At 69.4% G+C, this 14,856-nt stretch carries 16 protein-coding genes; 13 read left to right on the forward strand and 3 right to left on the reverse strand.

The features are described 5' to 3' along the window. Window positions 1–2: 2 nt before the first annotated feature. A complete protein-coding gene (locus IEV93_RS08750) occupies window positions 3–854 on the reverse strand; it encodes a DUF3109 family protein (protein ID WP_229704983.1) in 852 nt (283 codons plus the stop codon). A gap of 34 nt (window positions 855–888) precedes the next feature. On the opposite strand from IEV93_RS08750, the gene IEV93_RS08755 reads away from it, so the two are divergent. The 9 genes from IEV93_RS08755 to IEV93_RS08795 all read left to right on the forward strand — a co-directional run bounded on the left by IEV93_RS08755 (window position 889) and on the right by IEV93_RS08795 (window position 9,250). Beyond that, window positions 889–1,893 carry a Ppx/GppA family phosphatase gene (locus tag IEV93_RS08755; RefSeq protein WP_188488821.1) on the forward strand — a complete coding sequence of 335 codons (1,005 nt, stop codon included), beginning with the start codon at window positions 889–891 and terminating at the stop codon, window positions 1,891–1,893. A gap of 16 nt (window positions 1,894–1,909) precedes the next feature. Continuing rightward, window positions 1,910–3,274: an Rv0497 family membrane protein gene (locus IEV93_RS08760; protein ID WP_188488822.1), complete on the forward strand. Its 1,365-nt coding sequence runs from the start codon at window positions 1,910–1,912 to the stop codon at window positions 3,272–3,274. 31 nt (window positions 3,275–3,305) lie between these two features. Continuing rightward, window positions 3,306–4,151: a sugar phosphate isomerase/epimerase family protein gene (locus IEV93_RS08765; RefSeq protein WP_188488825.1), complete on the forward strand. Its 846-nt coding sequence runs from the start codon at window positions 3,306–3,308 to the stop codon at window positions 4,149–4,151. A gap of 55 nt (window positions 4,152–4,206) precedes the next feature. After that, window positions 4,207–5,085: a thioesterase family protein gene (locus tag IEV93_RS08770; protein WP_188488826.1), complete on the forward strand. Its 879-nt coding sequence runs from the start codon at window positions 4,207–4,209 to the stop codon at window positions 5,083–5,085. After that, window positions 5,082–5,933 carry a pyrroline-5-carboxylate reductase gene (gene proC, locus IEV93_RS08775; RefSeq protein ID WP_188488827.1) on the forward strand — a complete coding sequence of 284 codons (852 nt, stop codon included), beginning with the start codon at window positions 5,082–5,084 and terminating at the stop codon, window positions 5,931–5,933. Before IEV93_RS08770 ends, proC begins: the two co-directional genes overlap by 4 nt. Window positions 5,934–6,247: 314 nt before the next feature. Next, window positions 6,248–6,496, forward strand: a complete 249-nt coding sequence (locus IEV93_RS08780; RefSeq protein ID WP_188488828.1) for a helix-turn-helix domain-containing protein — start codon at window positions 6,248–6,250, stop codon at window positions 6,494–6,496. Window positions 6,497–6,714: 218 nt separating this feature from the next. Then, entirely contained in the window at window positions 6,715–6,816 is a 102-nt protein-coding gene (locus IEV93_RS08785; protein ID WP_003402602.1) for a 30S ribosomal protein bS22, read from the forward strand. A gap of 68 nt (window positions 6,817–6,884) precedes the next feature. Next, entirely contained in the window at window positions 6,885–7,934 is a 1,050-nt protein-coding gene (locus tag IEV93_RS08790) for an NAD-dependent epimerase/dehydratase family protein (protein ID WP_188488829.1), read from the forward strand. A 101-nt stretch (window positions 7,935–8,035) separates the two neighbouring features. After that, on the forward strand, window positions 8,036–9,250 hold the full coding sequence (locus tag IEV93_RS08795) for a lysophospholipid acyltransferase family protein (protein ID WP_229704984.1): 1,215 nt from the start codon (window positions 8,036–8,038) through the stop codon (window positions 9,248–9,250). Between the two features lie 58 nt (window positions 9,251–9,308). On the opposite strand, the gene IEV93_RS22510 is transcribed toward IEV93_RS08795, so the two are convergent. Both IEV93_RS22510 and IEV93_RS08805 read right to left on the reverse strand, forming a co-directional pair. Continuing rightward, window positions 9,309–9,818, reverse strand: coding sequence for an endonuclease domain-containing protein (locus IEV93_RS22510; RefSeq protein ID WP_229704985.1), 510 nt, complete (start codon window positions 9,816–9,818; stop codon window positions 9,309–9,311). Window positions 9,819–10,267: 449 nt separating this feature from the next. Further along, window positions 10,268–11,365: an HAD family hydrolase gene (locus IEV93_RS08805; RefSeq protein WP_229704986.1), complete on the reverse strand. Its 1,098-nt coding sequence runs from the start codon at window positions 11,363–11,365 to the stop codon at window positions 10,268–10,270. A gap of 88 nt (window positions 11,366–11,453) precedes the next feature. Here IEV93_RS08805 and IEV93_RS08810 point away from each other — a divergent pair, with 88 nt between their 5' ends. From IEV93_RS08810 to hemC, 4 genes are all read left to right on the forward strand, one after another. Further along, entirely contained in the window at window positions 11,454–11,717 is a 264-nt protein-coding gene (locus IEV93_RS08810; RefSeq protein WP_371873835.1) for a glutaredoxin family protein, read from the forward strand. A 97-nt stretch (window positions 11,718–11,814) separates the two neighbouring features. Continuing rightward, window positions 11,815–12,546 carry a redox-sensing transcriptional repressor Rex gene (locus tag IEV93_RS08815; RefSeq protein ID WP_188488832.1) on the forward strand — a complete coding sequence of 244 codons (732 nt, stop codon included), beginning with the start codon at window positions 11,815–11,817 and terminating at the stop codon, window positions 12,544–12,546. Beyond that, the gene (locus IEV93_RS08820; RefSeq protein ID WP_188488833.1) at window positions 12,543–13,904 is read left to right on the forward strand and encodes a glutamyl-tRNA reductase; all 1,362 of its coding nucleotides are present in this window, start codon (window positions 12,543–12,545) and stop codon (window positions 13,902–13,904) included. The genes IEV93_RS08815 and IEV93_RS08820 overlap by 4 nt, the downstream gene beginning before the upstream one ends. Then, complete coding sequence (gene hemC / locus IEV93_RS08825) at window positions 13,901–14,827, forward strand: hydroxymethylbilane synthase (RefSeq protein WP_188488841.1); 927 nt, start codon at window positions 13,901–13,903, stop codon at window positions 14,825–14,827. Before IEV93_RS08820 ends, hemC begins: the two co-directional genes overlap by 4 nt. Window positions 14,828–14,856: the final 29 nt, after the last annotated feature.

Below are 14,856 nucleotides of genomic sequence, written 5' to 3' on the forward strand. Positions count from 1 at the left end.
CTCTACTCCTCGGGAGTCAGCGCGTACTTGATGTCGCCGGTGCGTCGCTGCGTCGCGCGGGCGGTGGCCGGGTGGATCGCGATGAGGCCCAGGCCGTTGCGTCGGCGGCACGCCGCGGCGAGCTCGTCGTAGGCGGCCTGTCCGATCAGCTCGGTCAGCTCGGGGCCGTAGGACTGCCACACCTGCTTCTCGCCCACGTGCGCGTCGGGGGACCCCGAGCAGTACCACTTCAGGTCCTCGCCGCCCGAACCCCAACCACGACGGTCGAACTCGGTGATCGTGGTCTTGAGGATCTCGGTGCCGTCGGGACGTTCGACCCACGTCTGCTCGCGCCGGACGGGCAACTGCCAGCACACGTCGGGCTTGACCGTCAGCGGTTCGAGTCCCTTGCGCAGGGCCATCGAGTGCAGCGCGCAGCCCGCACCGCCGGCGAAACCGGGACGGTTGAGGAAGATGCAGGCGCCCTTGTGCTTGCGCGTCTTGACGGCCGGCTCGTCGTCGAGTTCGTCCTCCTCGAGGTAGCCGCGCTTGCCCAGCGGATCACGGCCGGTGCCCTTGTCGTAGAACTGCCAGTCGTCGGGCGTCAGCATCTTCATGCCGCGTTCGAGCCGTTTGCGATCGTCTTTGTCGGACAGATAGGCGCCGTGGCTGCAGCACCCGTCGTCCTCGCGGCCCTCGATGATCCCCTGGCATGCGGGCGTGCCGAACACGCACGTCCAATGGGACAGCAGCCACGTCAGATCGGCGCTGATGAGGTGTTCGGGGTCGGCGGGATCGATGAAATCGAACCACTCGCGCGGGAAGTCGAGCTCCACTTCCGGGGCGGGGGTGATCTTGTCCGTGGCTGCCTGCACAACTGACAACGGTAGACGCACTACCGTGTGGGGCGTGCGCTTAGGAGTCCTCGACGTCGGTAGCAACACCGTCCATCTGTTGGTGGTCGATGCTCACCGTGGTGGGCACCCCACCCCGATGAGTTCGACCAAGTCGACGCTGCGGCTGGCCGAACAGATCGACGCGGGCGGAAAACTCTCCCCGCTGGGCGCGACGAAGTTGATCGAGGCGGTCGAGGAGTTCACGACCATCGCCTCGAGCTCGGGCTGCGCACAGGTCATGGCCTTCGCGACGTCGGCGGTGCGCGACGCGACCAACTGCGACCGCGTTCTCGACGACGTCGAGAAGAGCACCGGCGTGCGGGTGGAGGTGCTGACCGGCGAGGACGAGGCCCGGCTCACGTCGCTGGCGGTACGCCGCTGGTTCGGGTGGAGTGCGGGCCGCATCCTCGCCCTCGACATCGGCGGCGGCTCGTTGGAACTGTCGAACGGGGTCGACGAGGAACCCGACGTCGCCCTGTCTTTGCCGCTCGGCGCGGGCCGGCTCACCCGGGAATGGCTGACCGAGGACCCGCCGGGCAAACGCCGCGTGGCGGTGCTGCGTGACTGGCTCGACGCCGAGTTGGCGGGCGCGGCGAAGGAGTTGAAGGCCGCCGGATCCCCGGATCTGGCCGTCGGGACGTCGAAGACCTTCCGATCCCTGGCCCGACTCACCGGTGCGGCGCCGTCGAGCGCGGGGCCGCGGGTGACGCGCACACTGACCAGCAACGGACTCCGACAGCTCATCTCGTTCATCTCCCGCATGACGGTCAGCGACCGCGCCGAGCTCGAGGGCGTCAGCGAGGACCGCGCCGGACAGCTCGTGGCGGGCGCGCTCGTCGCCGAGGCCTCGATGCGGGCGCTGTCGGTCGATACCCTCGAGATTTGCCCGTGGGCACTACGGGAGGGTGTCATCTTGCGACGGCTCGACGCGGGTGAGGCGATCTCGACCGACCCGGTGACCCCGGACGGCGCGGGCATCGACATCGCGGCGAGCGGGCGCGCGGGCGCACGATCCTAGGAAAGGCAGAACAGGAATGGCCAGAGAACCGGATGCGGATTCACGGCCGATCTCGGTGGCCGAACTCATGGCACGGGCTCGGGAGCTGGACGAGGCGCCGGCCGCCGACGCGGGCTCGGACGGGTCGGGACGTCGACGTCGCGGTGGCGCCGGATCGGTGTCGTTCGCGGAGCTGACCGGCGAGCTGCCCCGGGTGTCCGACACCCCCTCGGCCGACCCGGAGTCGCGGTTCGTCCCCACCGATTCGCCCACCGACGGGTCCGAGCGGCCACGCGCGCCGTTCCCGCGGTCCGAGCCGCCTCGACCCACCCGCGAGCCGGACGTCTTCCCGAGGTCGGAGGTCCCGGCGGCCCGACCGTTCGAACCCCCCACCCGTCAGGCCGCATGGGCCTCGCCCGACCGCGGTGCCCCCGAACGTCCGGTTCACCCCGCGACCCGCGACATCAGCAGTGGAGCCATCCGGGACCGTTTCCGCGACCAGCGGCGCGCCGTCGCCGAGGACGCCGTGGAGACCGGCATCATCCCGCGCGTCGAGGAGGCGCCGGAGGTCGATGCGTCGACACCGCCGACCGGCTCGCTCGACGGCGCGGACCTGGGCCACCTCACGCCGCAGGAGCGTGAACGCGAATTCGAGCGGTACCGCAACTTCGAGGACATCGACGACTCCGCCGAGACCGCACCCGAACCGAAGAAGAAGCGTGGCCGCCTCGGCGGTCTGCTCCGCGGCCGGTCCGAGTCCACCGACGAGGAGCCGCGCGACGCCGACGAGCGGCCCTGGTCCCGGTGGCCCGCCGACGACGCGGCCGCGACCGAGGAGGTTCGCGACCACCTGCGCGACTCCGGCGACCTCGACGTCGCCGACGACTCGGCCGAGCCGTTCCCCCGCGACGACGCGGCCCCGCGCCCGGCGCCGCCCGCCGACGGACGCCGTCGCAGGGATGCCGACGCCGAGACCCAGGTCGTCGACCTGGACAAGGCCCAGGTCGCCGCGTACGCCGATGAGCGGGACGCGCGGGATCGCCCGGCCGACGCCGCCGTCGACGAGCAGCCCCGCCGTCGCCGGGCCCGCACCGACGACGCCGACACGACCACCACGGAGACCTCCGACACCGAGGCGTCACCGGCACGGCAGTGGGCGATGCTCGGCGTCCAGGTCGTCGTCGGTCTCGTCGTGGGCGTCGGTCTGTTCCTCGGCTTCCACGAGTTGTGGAAATGGAACGTCTACTTTGCCCTGGTCCTGGCCGTCGTCGTCATGTTCGGCATGGTCACCACCGTGCACGTCGTGCGTCGCAGTCAGGACCTCATCAGCACCCTGCTCGCCCTGGGAGTCGGACTGATCGTCACGATCGGGCCGCTGGTGCTGCTCGCGTCGGGCAGTTGACCACCCCGGGGACGACGCCGGGGGGCACCACGTGAAGCTCGACATCCCCATCGGCCTGTCCACGGCATCGGTCTACCCGCAGAACACCGAGGCGGCGTTCCAGTACGCCAACGAACTGGGCTTCGACGGCGTCGAACTCATGGTGTGGGGGGAACAGGTCAGCCAGGACATCGACCACGTCCACTACCTGTCCGACCGCTACGCGATGCCGGTGCTGTCGGTGCACGCACCGTGTCTGCTCATCTCGCAGCGGGTGTGGGGTCGCGACCCGGTCGCCAAGCTGGCGCGGTCGGTGAGCGCCGCGCAGGAACTCGGTGCCTCGACCGTCGTCGTCCACCCGCCGTTCCGCTGGCAACGTCGTTACGTCAAGGGGTTCTCCGAGACCGTCGCCGAACTCGAGAGCGACAGCGGCGTCGCGGTGGCCGTGGAGAACATGTTCCCGATGCGCGCGGATCGCGTGTTCGGCAAGTACGAGCAGGCCGCCGACCGCATGCGTCGCCGCGGTGGGCCGGGGGCCAACCTGTCCGCGTTCGGCACGTCCATCGACCCCACCGACGACGGTTTCGCGAACTACACACTCGATCTCTCACACACGGCCACCGCCGGCGTCGACGCGATCGCCCTCTACGAGCGGATGGGCAGCCACCTCAACCACCTGCACCTCACCGACGGACTCGGAGCCGCGGTCGACGAACACCTCGTCCCCGGGGAGGGTTCGCAGCCGTGCGTGGAGATCTGCCGCCGTCTCGCCGACAGCGACTTCGCCGGCGCCGTCGTCCTCGAGGTCACCACCGGGTCGGCCCGCACCAAACCCGAACGCAGCGAGATCCTGGCGCGCTCACTGGCGTTCGCCCGTGAGCACCTCAAGCGGGCCTGAACGGCCCGTGTCCCAGACCACGACCCAGTACGAGAAGTCGAGAAGAGGAATCCCCGTGACGTCGGTGACCGACCTGGCCGACCTGCGGCCCGACCCCGCAGGTGACGGCCCCGACCGCCGCACCTACCGCATCGACATCAGCCCGGTGTTCACCATCGGACCCAAGGTGCACGGCGGTGTCCTGCAGGTGATCTCCGCGCACGCGGCCACCCGGGCGCTGCGCGAGACCGCCCCCGACGCCGACGGTGCGGACGCCGTCGCCGACCTGGTGCCGGTGGCCATCTCGACCGAGTACCTCGGTGCGCCCGACCCGGCCGAGGTCATCGTGCGCGCGCAGGTGCGCAAACGCGGCCGACGTATATCGGTGATGGACGTCGAGATCGCGCAGGGGAGTCGCACGCTGGTCCACTCGTCGGTGTCGATGGCGCGTCTCGACCACGGCGAGCCCCGACACGCCACGTCCGGCGCCCTCTCGGCGATGCCGCCCGAACCGCCCGCCGACGCGGTCACCGTCGACGGTTCCCCGCTCGCGTCGGTCATCAACCTCTCCGGCGCCATCGCCCTGGCCTACGACGCCGACTCGGCCCCGTTCGTCCGGGGCGAGGTCGGGGAGCCGGTCTTGCGCCTGTGGGCAAAGCCCCACGACGTCGAGCCAGACGCCTTCTTCGCGTTGCTGGCCGGCGACATCTCGGCGCCGGTGGTGATGAACCTCGGACTGTTCGGGTGGGCGCCCACGCTGCAGCTGACCACCTACGTCCGCCGGATGCCCGCGCCCGGTTGGCTGCGTGTGCAGGCGTCGTCGTCGGAGGTCGGGGCCGGCTGGTTCGAGGAGGACCATCAGATCATCGACTCCACCGGCGCGCTGGTGGCGCAGTCCCGACAACTCGCACTCATCCCGGACGACACCGCGGCGGCAACTGGAGGAAAGCAATGACACAGCGTGTGGCGATCATCGGCGGCGGCAAGATCGGTGAGGCCCTGCTCGCAGGCCTCATCGCGTCCGGACGCGCGACCAAGGATCTCGTCGTGGCCGAGCGCGCGTCGTCTCGCGCGCAGGAGCTGAAGGACGAGTACGGCATCCGGGTCACCGACGTCGCCGACGCGGTGGAGGGCGCGGCCATCGTCGTGCTCGCGATCAAGCCCGCCGACGTCGACGCGGTGCTCGAACTCGTCTCCGGTGTCGAGGACGCCGGCGAGACCGAGCGGCTGACGGTGACCCTGGTCGCAGGGCTGCCCACCCGGAAGTACGAGAGCGCCCTGCCCGCGGGTGCGCCCGTGGTCCGCGTCATGCCCAACACCCCGATGCTCGTCAACGAGGCGATGTCGGCGGTCGCGGGCGGCCGCTACGCCACGGAGAAGCACGTCGCGACCGTGGTCGGACTGCTCGAGTCGGTCGGCAAGGTCGTCGTGGTGCCCGAGAAGCAGATGGATGCGGTCACCGCGTTGTCCGGGTCGGGTCCGGCGTATGCGTTCCTCATGGCCGAGGCGATGATCGACGCGGGTGTCGGGCTGGGGCTGTCGCGGCCGGTGGCGACCGAACTCGCCGGCCAGACCATCCGGGGCGCCGGCGTCCTGCTGACCGATTCCGGGCTCTCTCCGGTCGATCTGCGTGCCGCGGTCACCTCGCCGGCCGGGACGACCGCCGAGGCCATCCGTCAGCTCGAGGCGAACGGGTTCCGGCACGGGTTCTACGAGGCGATGCGCGCCAACGTCGCGGCCAGTGTGGCGACCGCCGCGGCCCAGGCGGCCACCGGAGGAACCGAGCCGTCCGACCGCGACTGACGCGGTCGTCGCGACACACCGGAGCGTCCGGGGCAATCCGATCCGGTGCCGTCGTGGCCCTGATTCGGCCCATCTCGGACACGAACACGACGAATATCCAGTTCAGGGGCCTTCGTTACCGTGCGCCACGCCGACAAACGGGACGACACGCCGAAGATATCGGTCTGCTAACCGATAAATCTCGAAATGGTTACCCACTCACGTCGCATCAACCACATCCGCCACGCTAAGCTCCCCTCAGCACGTGCGTGTCTGGTGTCCGCAGGAGGGGAAGCCTGCGGCCGCGACGCGTGCACCGGAGGTATGTGAATTTCATGGCGTCTGCAAGCACGCCCGGCGATCGGAACAGCGCTGCAAGCGGTGGACCGATCGGCAACACGGGCTCAGGTACGCAGTTCCTCACCGTGGCCGAGGTGGCCGCGCTGATGCGAGTGTCCAAGATGACCGTCTATCGACTCGTGCACAACGGCGATCTGCCCGCTGTCCGCGTCGGCCGGTCGTTTCGGGTGCACGCAAAGGCGGTCCACGACTACCTCGAGACGTCGTACTTCGACGCCGGCTGAGCGATCTGCAGGTGACGACCGCCGGGGTGTGATTTCACCTCAGGCGTGACGAGCGGTAACGTGGTCCTCTGTTGTGTTCGCCGGGCTCTGCGGAAATCGTCGGCATGGCGGAAGCGCACGAGTGGAGCAATCCACTCCCGTGCGCACCCCGCGGCGCGACGCGCGCTCGTTGTTCCCAGACCAGTAGGACCGTTCGGTCAGATCGTGAGGATGCCCAGATGGGTTCGGTAATCAAGAAGCGCCGCAAGCGCATGTCGAAGAAGAAGCACCGCAAGCTGCTTCGTCGCACACGAGTCCAGCGCAGGAAACTCGGTAAATGAGTTCGTAGCGCCCGCTCGACCAAGGAACCCGCCGCATGTCGGCGGGTTTTTCGGTTTATGGTGGCGTCATGACCGACGCCGCGCAGTTGCCCAAGGTGGTCCTGGTGACCGGGGCGTCGACGTTCCTGGGTGGCTACCTCACCACCCGCCTGGCGCAGAACCCCGACATCGAGCGCGTGCTCGCCGTCGACTCGCGGGTGCCGACCAAGGACATGATCCGCCGGATGGGTCGGGCGGAGTTCGTCCGTGCCGACATCCGTCGACCGACCATCGCCAAGGTCATCGAGTCCGCCCAGGTCGACACCGTGGTGCACGCCGCCACGTCGGTGATGGACACGGTCGGGCACTCGCCGGCCATCAAAGAGCTCAACGTCGTCGGCGCGATGCAGGTGTGCGCGGCGGCCCAGCGGTCGCCGTCGGTGCGCCGTCTGGTCCTGCGATCGACCGGGATGGTCTACGGGTCCAGCGCGGCCGACCCGGCGCACTTCTCCGAGGACACCCGAGCCCGCGTCGATCCGACGAGCGGTTACGGCCGCGATCTGCTCGACGTCGAGTCCTACGCCCGTGGGCTGTCGCGGCGTAGGCAGGACATTGCGGTCACCATCCTGCGGCCGACGGCCATCCTCGGCCCCAAGATCTCGACCCGCATGAGCATCTACTTCTCGTCGCCGATCATCCCGGTGGTCATCGGGTACCAGCCGCGTCTGCAGTTCCTGCACGAGGAGGACGCACTGGCCGCACTCGAGCACGCGACCCTGCTGGGCAAGGCGGGCACGTTCAACCTCGCGGCCGACGGGGTGGTGTCGCTGACGCAGGCGATCCGTCGCGCCGGTCGCATCGAACTTCCGGTGCCCGCCAACCTGCTGGGGTCGGTGGCGGGGGTGTTCCGGAACATGCGGGTGGCGACGATGCACGGCGATCAGGCCAGCTACCTCACCTACGGGCGGGTTCTCGACACCACCCGGATGCGCGCGGAGTTGGGCTTCGCGCCGCGGTACACGAGCCTCGAGACCCTCGACGACTTCATCAGCCGCAGGCCGTTGGAGCCGGTGGTGTCGGCAGGCGCGTGGCACCGTCTCGAGCGACGGATCACCGAAACCGCACGCGCGCTCGTCTAGGGGCAGCACGCATCCCGCGTACCTTCTACACTGAACGCGAATCAGGGGTCGGTGCATCGCCTGGGCACACGGGGAATCGACGCGGAGAGGTTGTTGGGACATTGGTCAAAGGCAACGGCGCGTCCGATGCTCGTACCGCCAAGGTGATCCAGCTGTACGCCTCGCCCCCCGAGGCCCCCAGCCGCGAACAGGTCCGGCGGCGTCACCCCTCGCAGCAGAAGTCAACGGAACGAACCGATTCCGGTATCGAGCGGACTCCGGCGACGCCGCGCAGGCCGCGCGCCCCCCGACCCGCTCCGCCCCTGGCCGGGCGCCCCAACCCCGGCGGAGCCGGCCATCCCAACACCGACGATTTCCTCGCGGATCCGGCGGACGTCACGCCGATCAGCAAGGACATGGCGACCCGTCTCGACGCCGCCGGTCTGCCGGTCCGACCCACCGGGTCGCCGCTGTTCAGCCTGAGCGGCCTGCGTTCGACCGTCGCCGATTCGGTCATCGCCGGTGCCGGGTACCTGCGTGAGCGTCTGACGGGCGACTACGAGGTCGACGATTTCGGCTTCGATCAGCACTTCACCGAGAACGTCTTCCTGCCCGCGATGCGGGTGCTGTTCGACAAGTGGTTCCGCGTCGAGGTCACCGGCATCGAGAACATCCCGGCCGAGGGTGGCGCGCTGTTGGTCGCCAACCACGCGGGCACGTTGCCGATCGATGCCCTGATGACGTCGGTGGCCGTGCACGACCACCATCCCCAGCACCGGTTCCTGCGGATCCTCGCCGCCGACCTCGCGTTCGAATCGCCGTTCGTCGGACAGCTCGCCCGCCGAACCGGGTCTACGTTGGCCTGCACCGCCGACGCCGAGCGACTGCTGCGCGGCGGTGAACTGACCGGCGTGTGGCCGGAGGGTTTCAAGGGCGTCGGCAAGCTCTACAAGGACCGCTACAAGCTGCAGCGTTTCGGTCGCGGTGGCTTCGTCACCACCGCGCTGCGTGCGGCCGTGCCGATCGTCCCGGTGTCGATCGTGGGCTCGGAGGAGATCTATCCGATGCTCAGCGACCTCAAGCCGCTGGCGCGCCTGGTCGGGCTTCCCTACATCCCGGTGACGCCGACGTTCCCGGCGCTCGGTCCGCTCGGCCTGGTCCCGCTGCCGTCCAAGTGGCACATCCACTTCGGCAAGCCGATCGAGACGAGCCAGTACGACGAGCAGGCCGCCGACGACCCCATGGTCGTCTTCGACCTCACCGACCACGTCCGCGAAGAGATCCAGCAGACGCTGTTCCGGATGCTCAGTCGCAGAGGCTCGGTCTACTTCGGCTGATTCCGTCCACAACGGTCACCTTGGGTCCGCCATCCGCACGCAGTGCACAGATGGGCTCTCAGGGGTGACCTTTCTGGCGCGGAGCGCGGTGACGTCGATCTCGAACCAACTCGATCACCAGTTTTTCTCCGGCGGCCCAGTCGTGGACAACGTCGCGGTAGGTGAACCTGATCGGGATGTAGCCCAGGCGGATCGCTTCCCGGTCCCGCCGGCGGTCGGTCGCGAATCCGTTTGTGTTGCTGTGGAACTCCTCGCCGTCGATCTCGAGGATGAGTCGATCGCCGACGAGGAGGTCCACCTGTCCGACCCTGGGTATCCGGACCTGAGGCCGAACCGGGATACGTAACCCCCGAAGTCGCAGACGCACCATCGTCTCGGTCCCGGACTGCGCCCGACCATCGCAGACGTCCAGAAGCCGGCGGGTCGTCGCGGGTGCCTCGGCCAGAGTGCGCCTCAACTCGGCCGTGCTCAAACGGCCCGAGTTCAGAAGGGAGTCGCACACGACGACGAAACCTTCGGCATCGAGACAGCGCGCCGCATGCAGGAGCGAGGTGGAGATGTCGTCCACGGCGCCCGCCTCAGCCTGCGGCCGACCGGATCGGCTGCAGAAGGGCCCAGCACTCCGTGAGTTCTTCGAGTTCGCGCGAGCGTGCACGCTCATGGGATGTTCGGGGACCCAGACGCCGTGCATCCGTAAAGCCGACACGCAGCTCAACACCCCTCCGCGCCGGACCGCTGCGACAACCGAGGGATCGGCGAAACGAGTCGCGTACCAACCGCGCCGCAGTTGCACCAGGTCCCCGTCCTGGATTCGTCTCCGGGCTTGAGACTGCGTGAGCCCTCGCTGCAGCAGGTCCCGCCACGTGTAAACCCCGATGTCCTTCATGGTGGACAGTCTTGGCCCGCGCGCCGACGTGATGGCCTCTCCGGACGCACCTGTCCACAGGCGTCACCGTGGCGGGTGTATCTGTGCACACAGTGCGGATCGTGAGACAGACGTGACGGTTATGGCGGGGGTCAGTCGCGGAACTTGCGGACCGCGGCGACCGCGCCACCACCGGCGGCGCCGAGCAGGACCGCGGTGGGCAGACCGATCTTCGCGGCCTTGCGGGCGGTGCGGTAGTCACGGATCTCCCAGCCGCGCACCCGGGCGACATCGCGCAGGTCGGCGTCGGGGTTGATCGCGACGGCGGTCCCGCACAGCGACAGCATCGGGACATCGTTGTGCGAATCGGAGTACGCCGTGCATCGCTTCAGGTTCAGGCCCTCGCGAATGGCCAAGGTGCGCACCGCATGTGCCTTGCCGAGGCCGTGCAGGATGTCGCCGACGAGGCGTCCGGTGAACTTGCCGTCGACGCTCTCGGCGACCGTCCCGAGGGCGCCGGTCAGGCCGAGGCGGTCGGCGATGGTCTGGGCGAGCTCGACCGGCGTCGCCGTCACGAGCCAGACCTGCTGGCCGGCGTCGAGATGCATCTGCGCGAGGGTCCGCGTGCCCGGCCAGATCTTGTCGGCGATGGTCTCGTCGAAGATCTCCTCGCCGAGCCTGCGCAGTTCCTCGGTCGAGCGGCCGGCGATGAACGACAACGCCTTCTCCCGACCAGAGGCGACGTCGTCGGCGTTCTCCCGTCCGGTCACCCGGAATTTCGCCTGCGCCCAGATGAACTCGGCCATGTCGCGGTAGGAGAAGTAGTCGCGGGCGGCGAGGCCGCGGGCGAAGTGCACGATCGACGCGCCCTGGACCAGGGTGTTGTCGACGTCGAAGAACGCGGCCGCGGTCAGGTCCGGCGGGACGTCGGTCGGGGCGCCGGGTTCGTCGCTCTCGCCGTCGTCGAGTCGGGTGCGCTTCTGCAGCGTCGCGTAGGCGGCCTGGGCGCTGGCCTCACCGGCCAGCGAGTGACGGAGTTCGGCGGCGGACTGCCGGAACCGGCCGACCCGACCCGAGCCGGAGGAACGACCGGCGCGCGAGGTGATCCAGTGGCTGACGGTCCCGCCGGCGTCGCGCTCGTCCGAGGAGTCGGAGCTCGCGTCGGGGTCCGGTCCGGCCAGGACCTCCTCGGAATCGGCGACACCGCCGTGCTCCGGGTCCGGGCCGGTCTCGCCGGGCGTATCGGTCACCCCATCGCCTCCTGCTCGCTCACGGCCCCAGCGTAGTCGCACGGCCAGGGCGCACCGGAGAAAAGGTGGCGTGCGTCGCGGGTGCACAATCGGATCCGTGGTCGTCACCCTGCTCACCCGTGCCGGATGTCCCGCGTGTGCCCGCGCGCTCGCCGAGTTGCGCGACGTGTGCGCCGGGTACGACGCGCCCCTGACCGTCGTCGACGTCGACGAGGCCGCCGCGCAGGACCCGGAACTGCGCGCCGAGTTCGGCGACCGGTTGCCGGTGGTGCTGCTCGACGATCGCGAACACAGCTACGGCGAGGTGGACCTGCCGCGGCTGCACCGGGATCTGAGCGCGGAGGGGACGTGACCCTTTTGTGAACGCATTCACAAGCGGTATACGCTCGATTCGGTTATCCGCGCCGCCAACGACGACGGGCGTGGACACGATGAGTCGGAGCCAGTAGATGCCCAGATCACCCGAAGAGAACGGATCGTCCATCCCGGACGCGTCGGTCGCCCGGTTGGCCACCTACCTGCACGTGTTGCGCCTGTTCAGCGAGCACGGCGTGCTCATCACCTCCAGCGGACAGCTCGCCACCGCCGCGGGCGTCAACTCCGCGATCCTGCGCAAGGACCTCTCCCACGTCGGTGCGAACGGAGTGCGCGGCGTCGGCTACGACGTCCGGCGACTCACCGCCCGCATCGCGCTGGCCCTGCACACCGAGGACACCCACAACGTGGCGTTGGCCGGTGCAGGCTTCCTCGGCCGGGCCCTGCTCGCCCACACGGGTCTGGGCCGCGGATTCACCGTCGTTGCGATGTTCGACACTGACCCCGACCTCATCGGTACGACATTTCCCGCGGCCGGTGTTGAACTGACCGTGGAACCGATGACCGATCTCGCCGAACACTGCGCCGCGAAAGGTGTCGACATCGCCGTCGTGGCGACGTCGGACGCGATCGCGCAGCAGACTTGCGACGCCTTCGTGCGCGCAGGTGTCCGGCAGATCCTCAACTTCACGACGGTGTCGTTGCACACCACCTCCGACGTCCACATCCGTCCGGTGGATCTCGCCCTCGAGCTCCAGGTCCTCGCGTTCAACGCGTCACGCAACGCCGGTGAGGAACTGACCACGAAACCCGCCGCCGACTCGGCTCCCCAGATGTCGACGGCCCAGAGATCGGTAGCAGTGTGAGTATCTTCCTGTTCGGTGTGTCCCACCGCAGCGCGCCCGTGTCGGTGCTCGAGCGGCTGGCCATCTCCGACGACGCCCGCCCGAAGCTGGTCGACGCACTGCTGGAGACGCCGCAGATCTCCGAGGTGATGATCGTCTCCACCTGCAACCGCGTCGAGATCTACGCCGTCGTCGACGCCTTCCACCCCGCCCTCGAGGCGGTGGGCGCGGTCATCGGTGAGCACTCCGGGATGACCGTCAACCAGATGACCAGCCACGCCTACGTCCGGTACTCCGAGGCCGCGGTCGAGCACCTGTTCACCGTCGCCGCCGGTCTGGACTCGATGGTCGTCGGCGAGCAGCAGATCCTCGGCCAGATCCGCGCGGCCTACGCCAGCGCCGACGAGAACTCCTCGGCCGGACGCGTCCTGCACGAGCTCGCACAGCAGGCGCTACGGGTGGGCAAGCGCGTCCACAGCGAGACCGGCATCGACCGCGCCGGGGCATCGGTCGTCTCGGTGGCCCTCGAGCGCGCCAAGACGCTGCTGGGCAGCCGCGGTGAGCCGGGGACGATCGACTCGGCCGTGGTCCTGGGTGCCGGCGCGATGGGTGGCCTCGCGGCCGCGCATCTGGCCCGCGACGGCGTCACCGAACTGCGTGTGGTCAACCGCACCACCGAGAAGGCCGAACACCTCGCGGCCAACGTCGCCAAGAACCACGGCGTGCGTGCGTCCGCGGTCCCGATGTCCGGACTCGCAGGTGCGCTGGCCGACGCCGACGTCCTGGTGAGCTGTACCGGCACGGTGGGCTCGCTGGTGACCGTCGGTGAGGTGCATTCCGCCCTCGCCGCCCGCACCCAGTCGACCCCGCTGGTCATCTGCGACCTCGGACTGCCCCGCAACGTCGATCCGGCCGCCGCCCGGCTGCCCGGCGTGCACATCGTCGACATCGAGGGACTGCGCGGCGACGGCGCCACCCAGGCCGCCGCGGCCGACACCGCCGCCGCCCGCGACATCGTCGCCGGCGAGCTGGCCGACTACCTGACCCATCAGCGCCAGGCCGAGGTCACCCCGACCGTGACCGCCCTCCGACAGCGCGCCGCGGAGATGGTCGAGGCCGAGATCATGCGGCTGGAGACCAAGCTCCCCGGCCTCGACGACCCGCAGCGCGACGAGGTCGCCAAGGCGGTCCGTCGCGTCGTCGACAAGCTGTTGCACGCACCGACGGTGCGGGTGAAGCAGCTCGCGTCGACCCCACAGGGCGATCACTACGCCGAGGCCCTGCGCGAACTCTTCGAACTCACTCCCGGTGCCGCCGAATCGGTCTCGGCGCCCGAGACCGGACTGCCCGGTGAGATGCGCGCACGAGGCGACCGTTGACGATAAGGATCGGCACGCGGGGATCGCTTCTCGCGAGGACGCAGTCGGGGGTCATCCGCGATCAGCTGATCGCTGCCGGACACCCGGCCGAACTGGTCATCGTGACGACCGCGGGCGACCTGTCGGCGGCACCGGTGGCCGAGATCGGCGTCGGTGTGTTCACCACCGCCATCCGCAACGCCCTGCACGCCGGTGAGATCGACGTGGCGGTGCATTCCTACAAGGATCTGCCCACCGCGCCCGACCCGGTGTTGACCATCGCAGCGGTGCCGCCGCGCGAGGACTCACGCGACGCGCTCGTCGCGTCCGGGGGACGCGTGTTGGGCGAGCTGCCTCCCGGTTCGACCGTAGGCACATCGGCGCCGCGGAGGGCCGCGCAGCTTAACGCACTGGGTCTCGGTTTGGAAATCCGCCCCCTACGAGGCAACCTAGATTCTCGGTTGGGCAAAGTCGCCAGCGGTGAGCTCGATGCAGTGGTTGTGGCCCGTGCAGGGTTGGTTCGAATCGGTCGTGCCGATGAGGTCACCGAGGCGTTCGATCCGGTGGTGCTGCTACCGGCACCCGCACAGGGCGCTCTGGCTGTGGAGTGCCGCTCCGACGATGCCGAACTGGTGAGCATTCTCGCCGAGTTGGACGACGCCCCCACGCGGGCAGCGGTCGACGCCGAGCGCGCAGTGTTGGCGGCCCTCGAGGCCGGGTGCACTGCTCCGGTCGGAGCGATCGCCGAGGTGGTGGAGTCGATCGACGACGACGGGCGCATTTTCACCGAGCTGTCGCTGCGTGCGGCGGTCGCGGCCGAGGACGGATCCGAGGTGATCCGATCGTCGGTGGTGGGCCCCGTGGACAACGCCGCGGCGCTCGGTCGGGAACTCGCCGCAGAACTACTGGATCGCGGGGCCGCCGAGGTCATGCGCAGCCGGTAGCCACACCAGCAGGCCCTGGAACGGGTCGC

Source organism: Williamsia phyllosphaerae (genome assembly GCF_014635305.1).
Classification (GTDB): domain Bacteria; phylum Actinomycetota; class Actinomycetes; order Mycobacteriales; family Mycobacteriaceae; genus Williamsia_A; species Williamsia_A phyllosphaerae.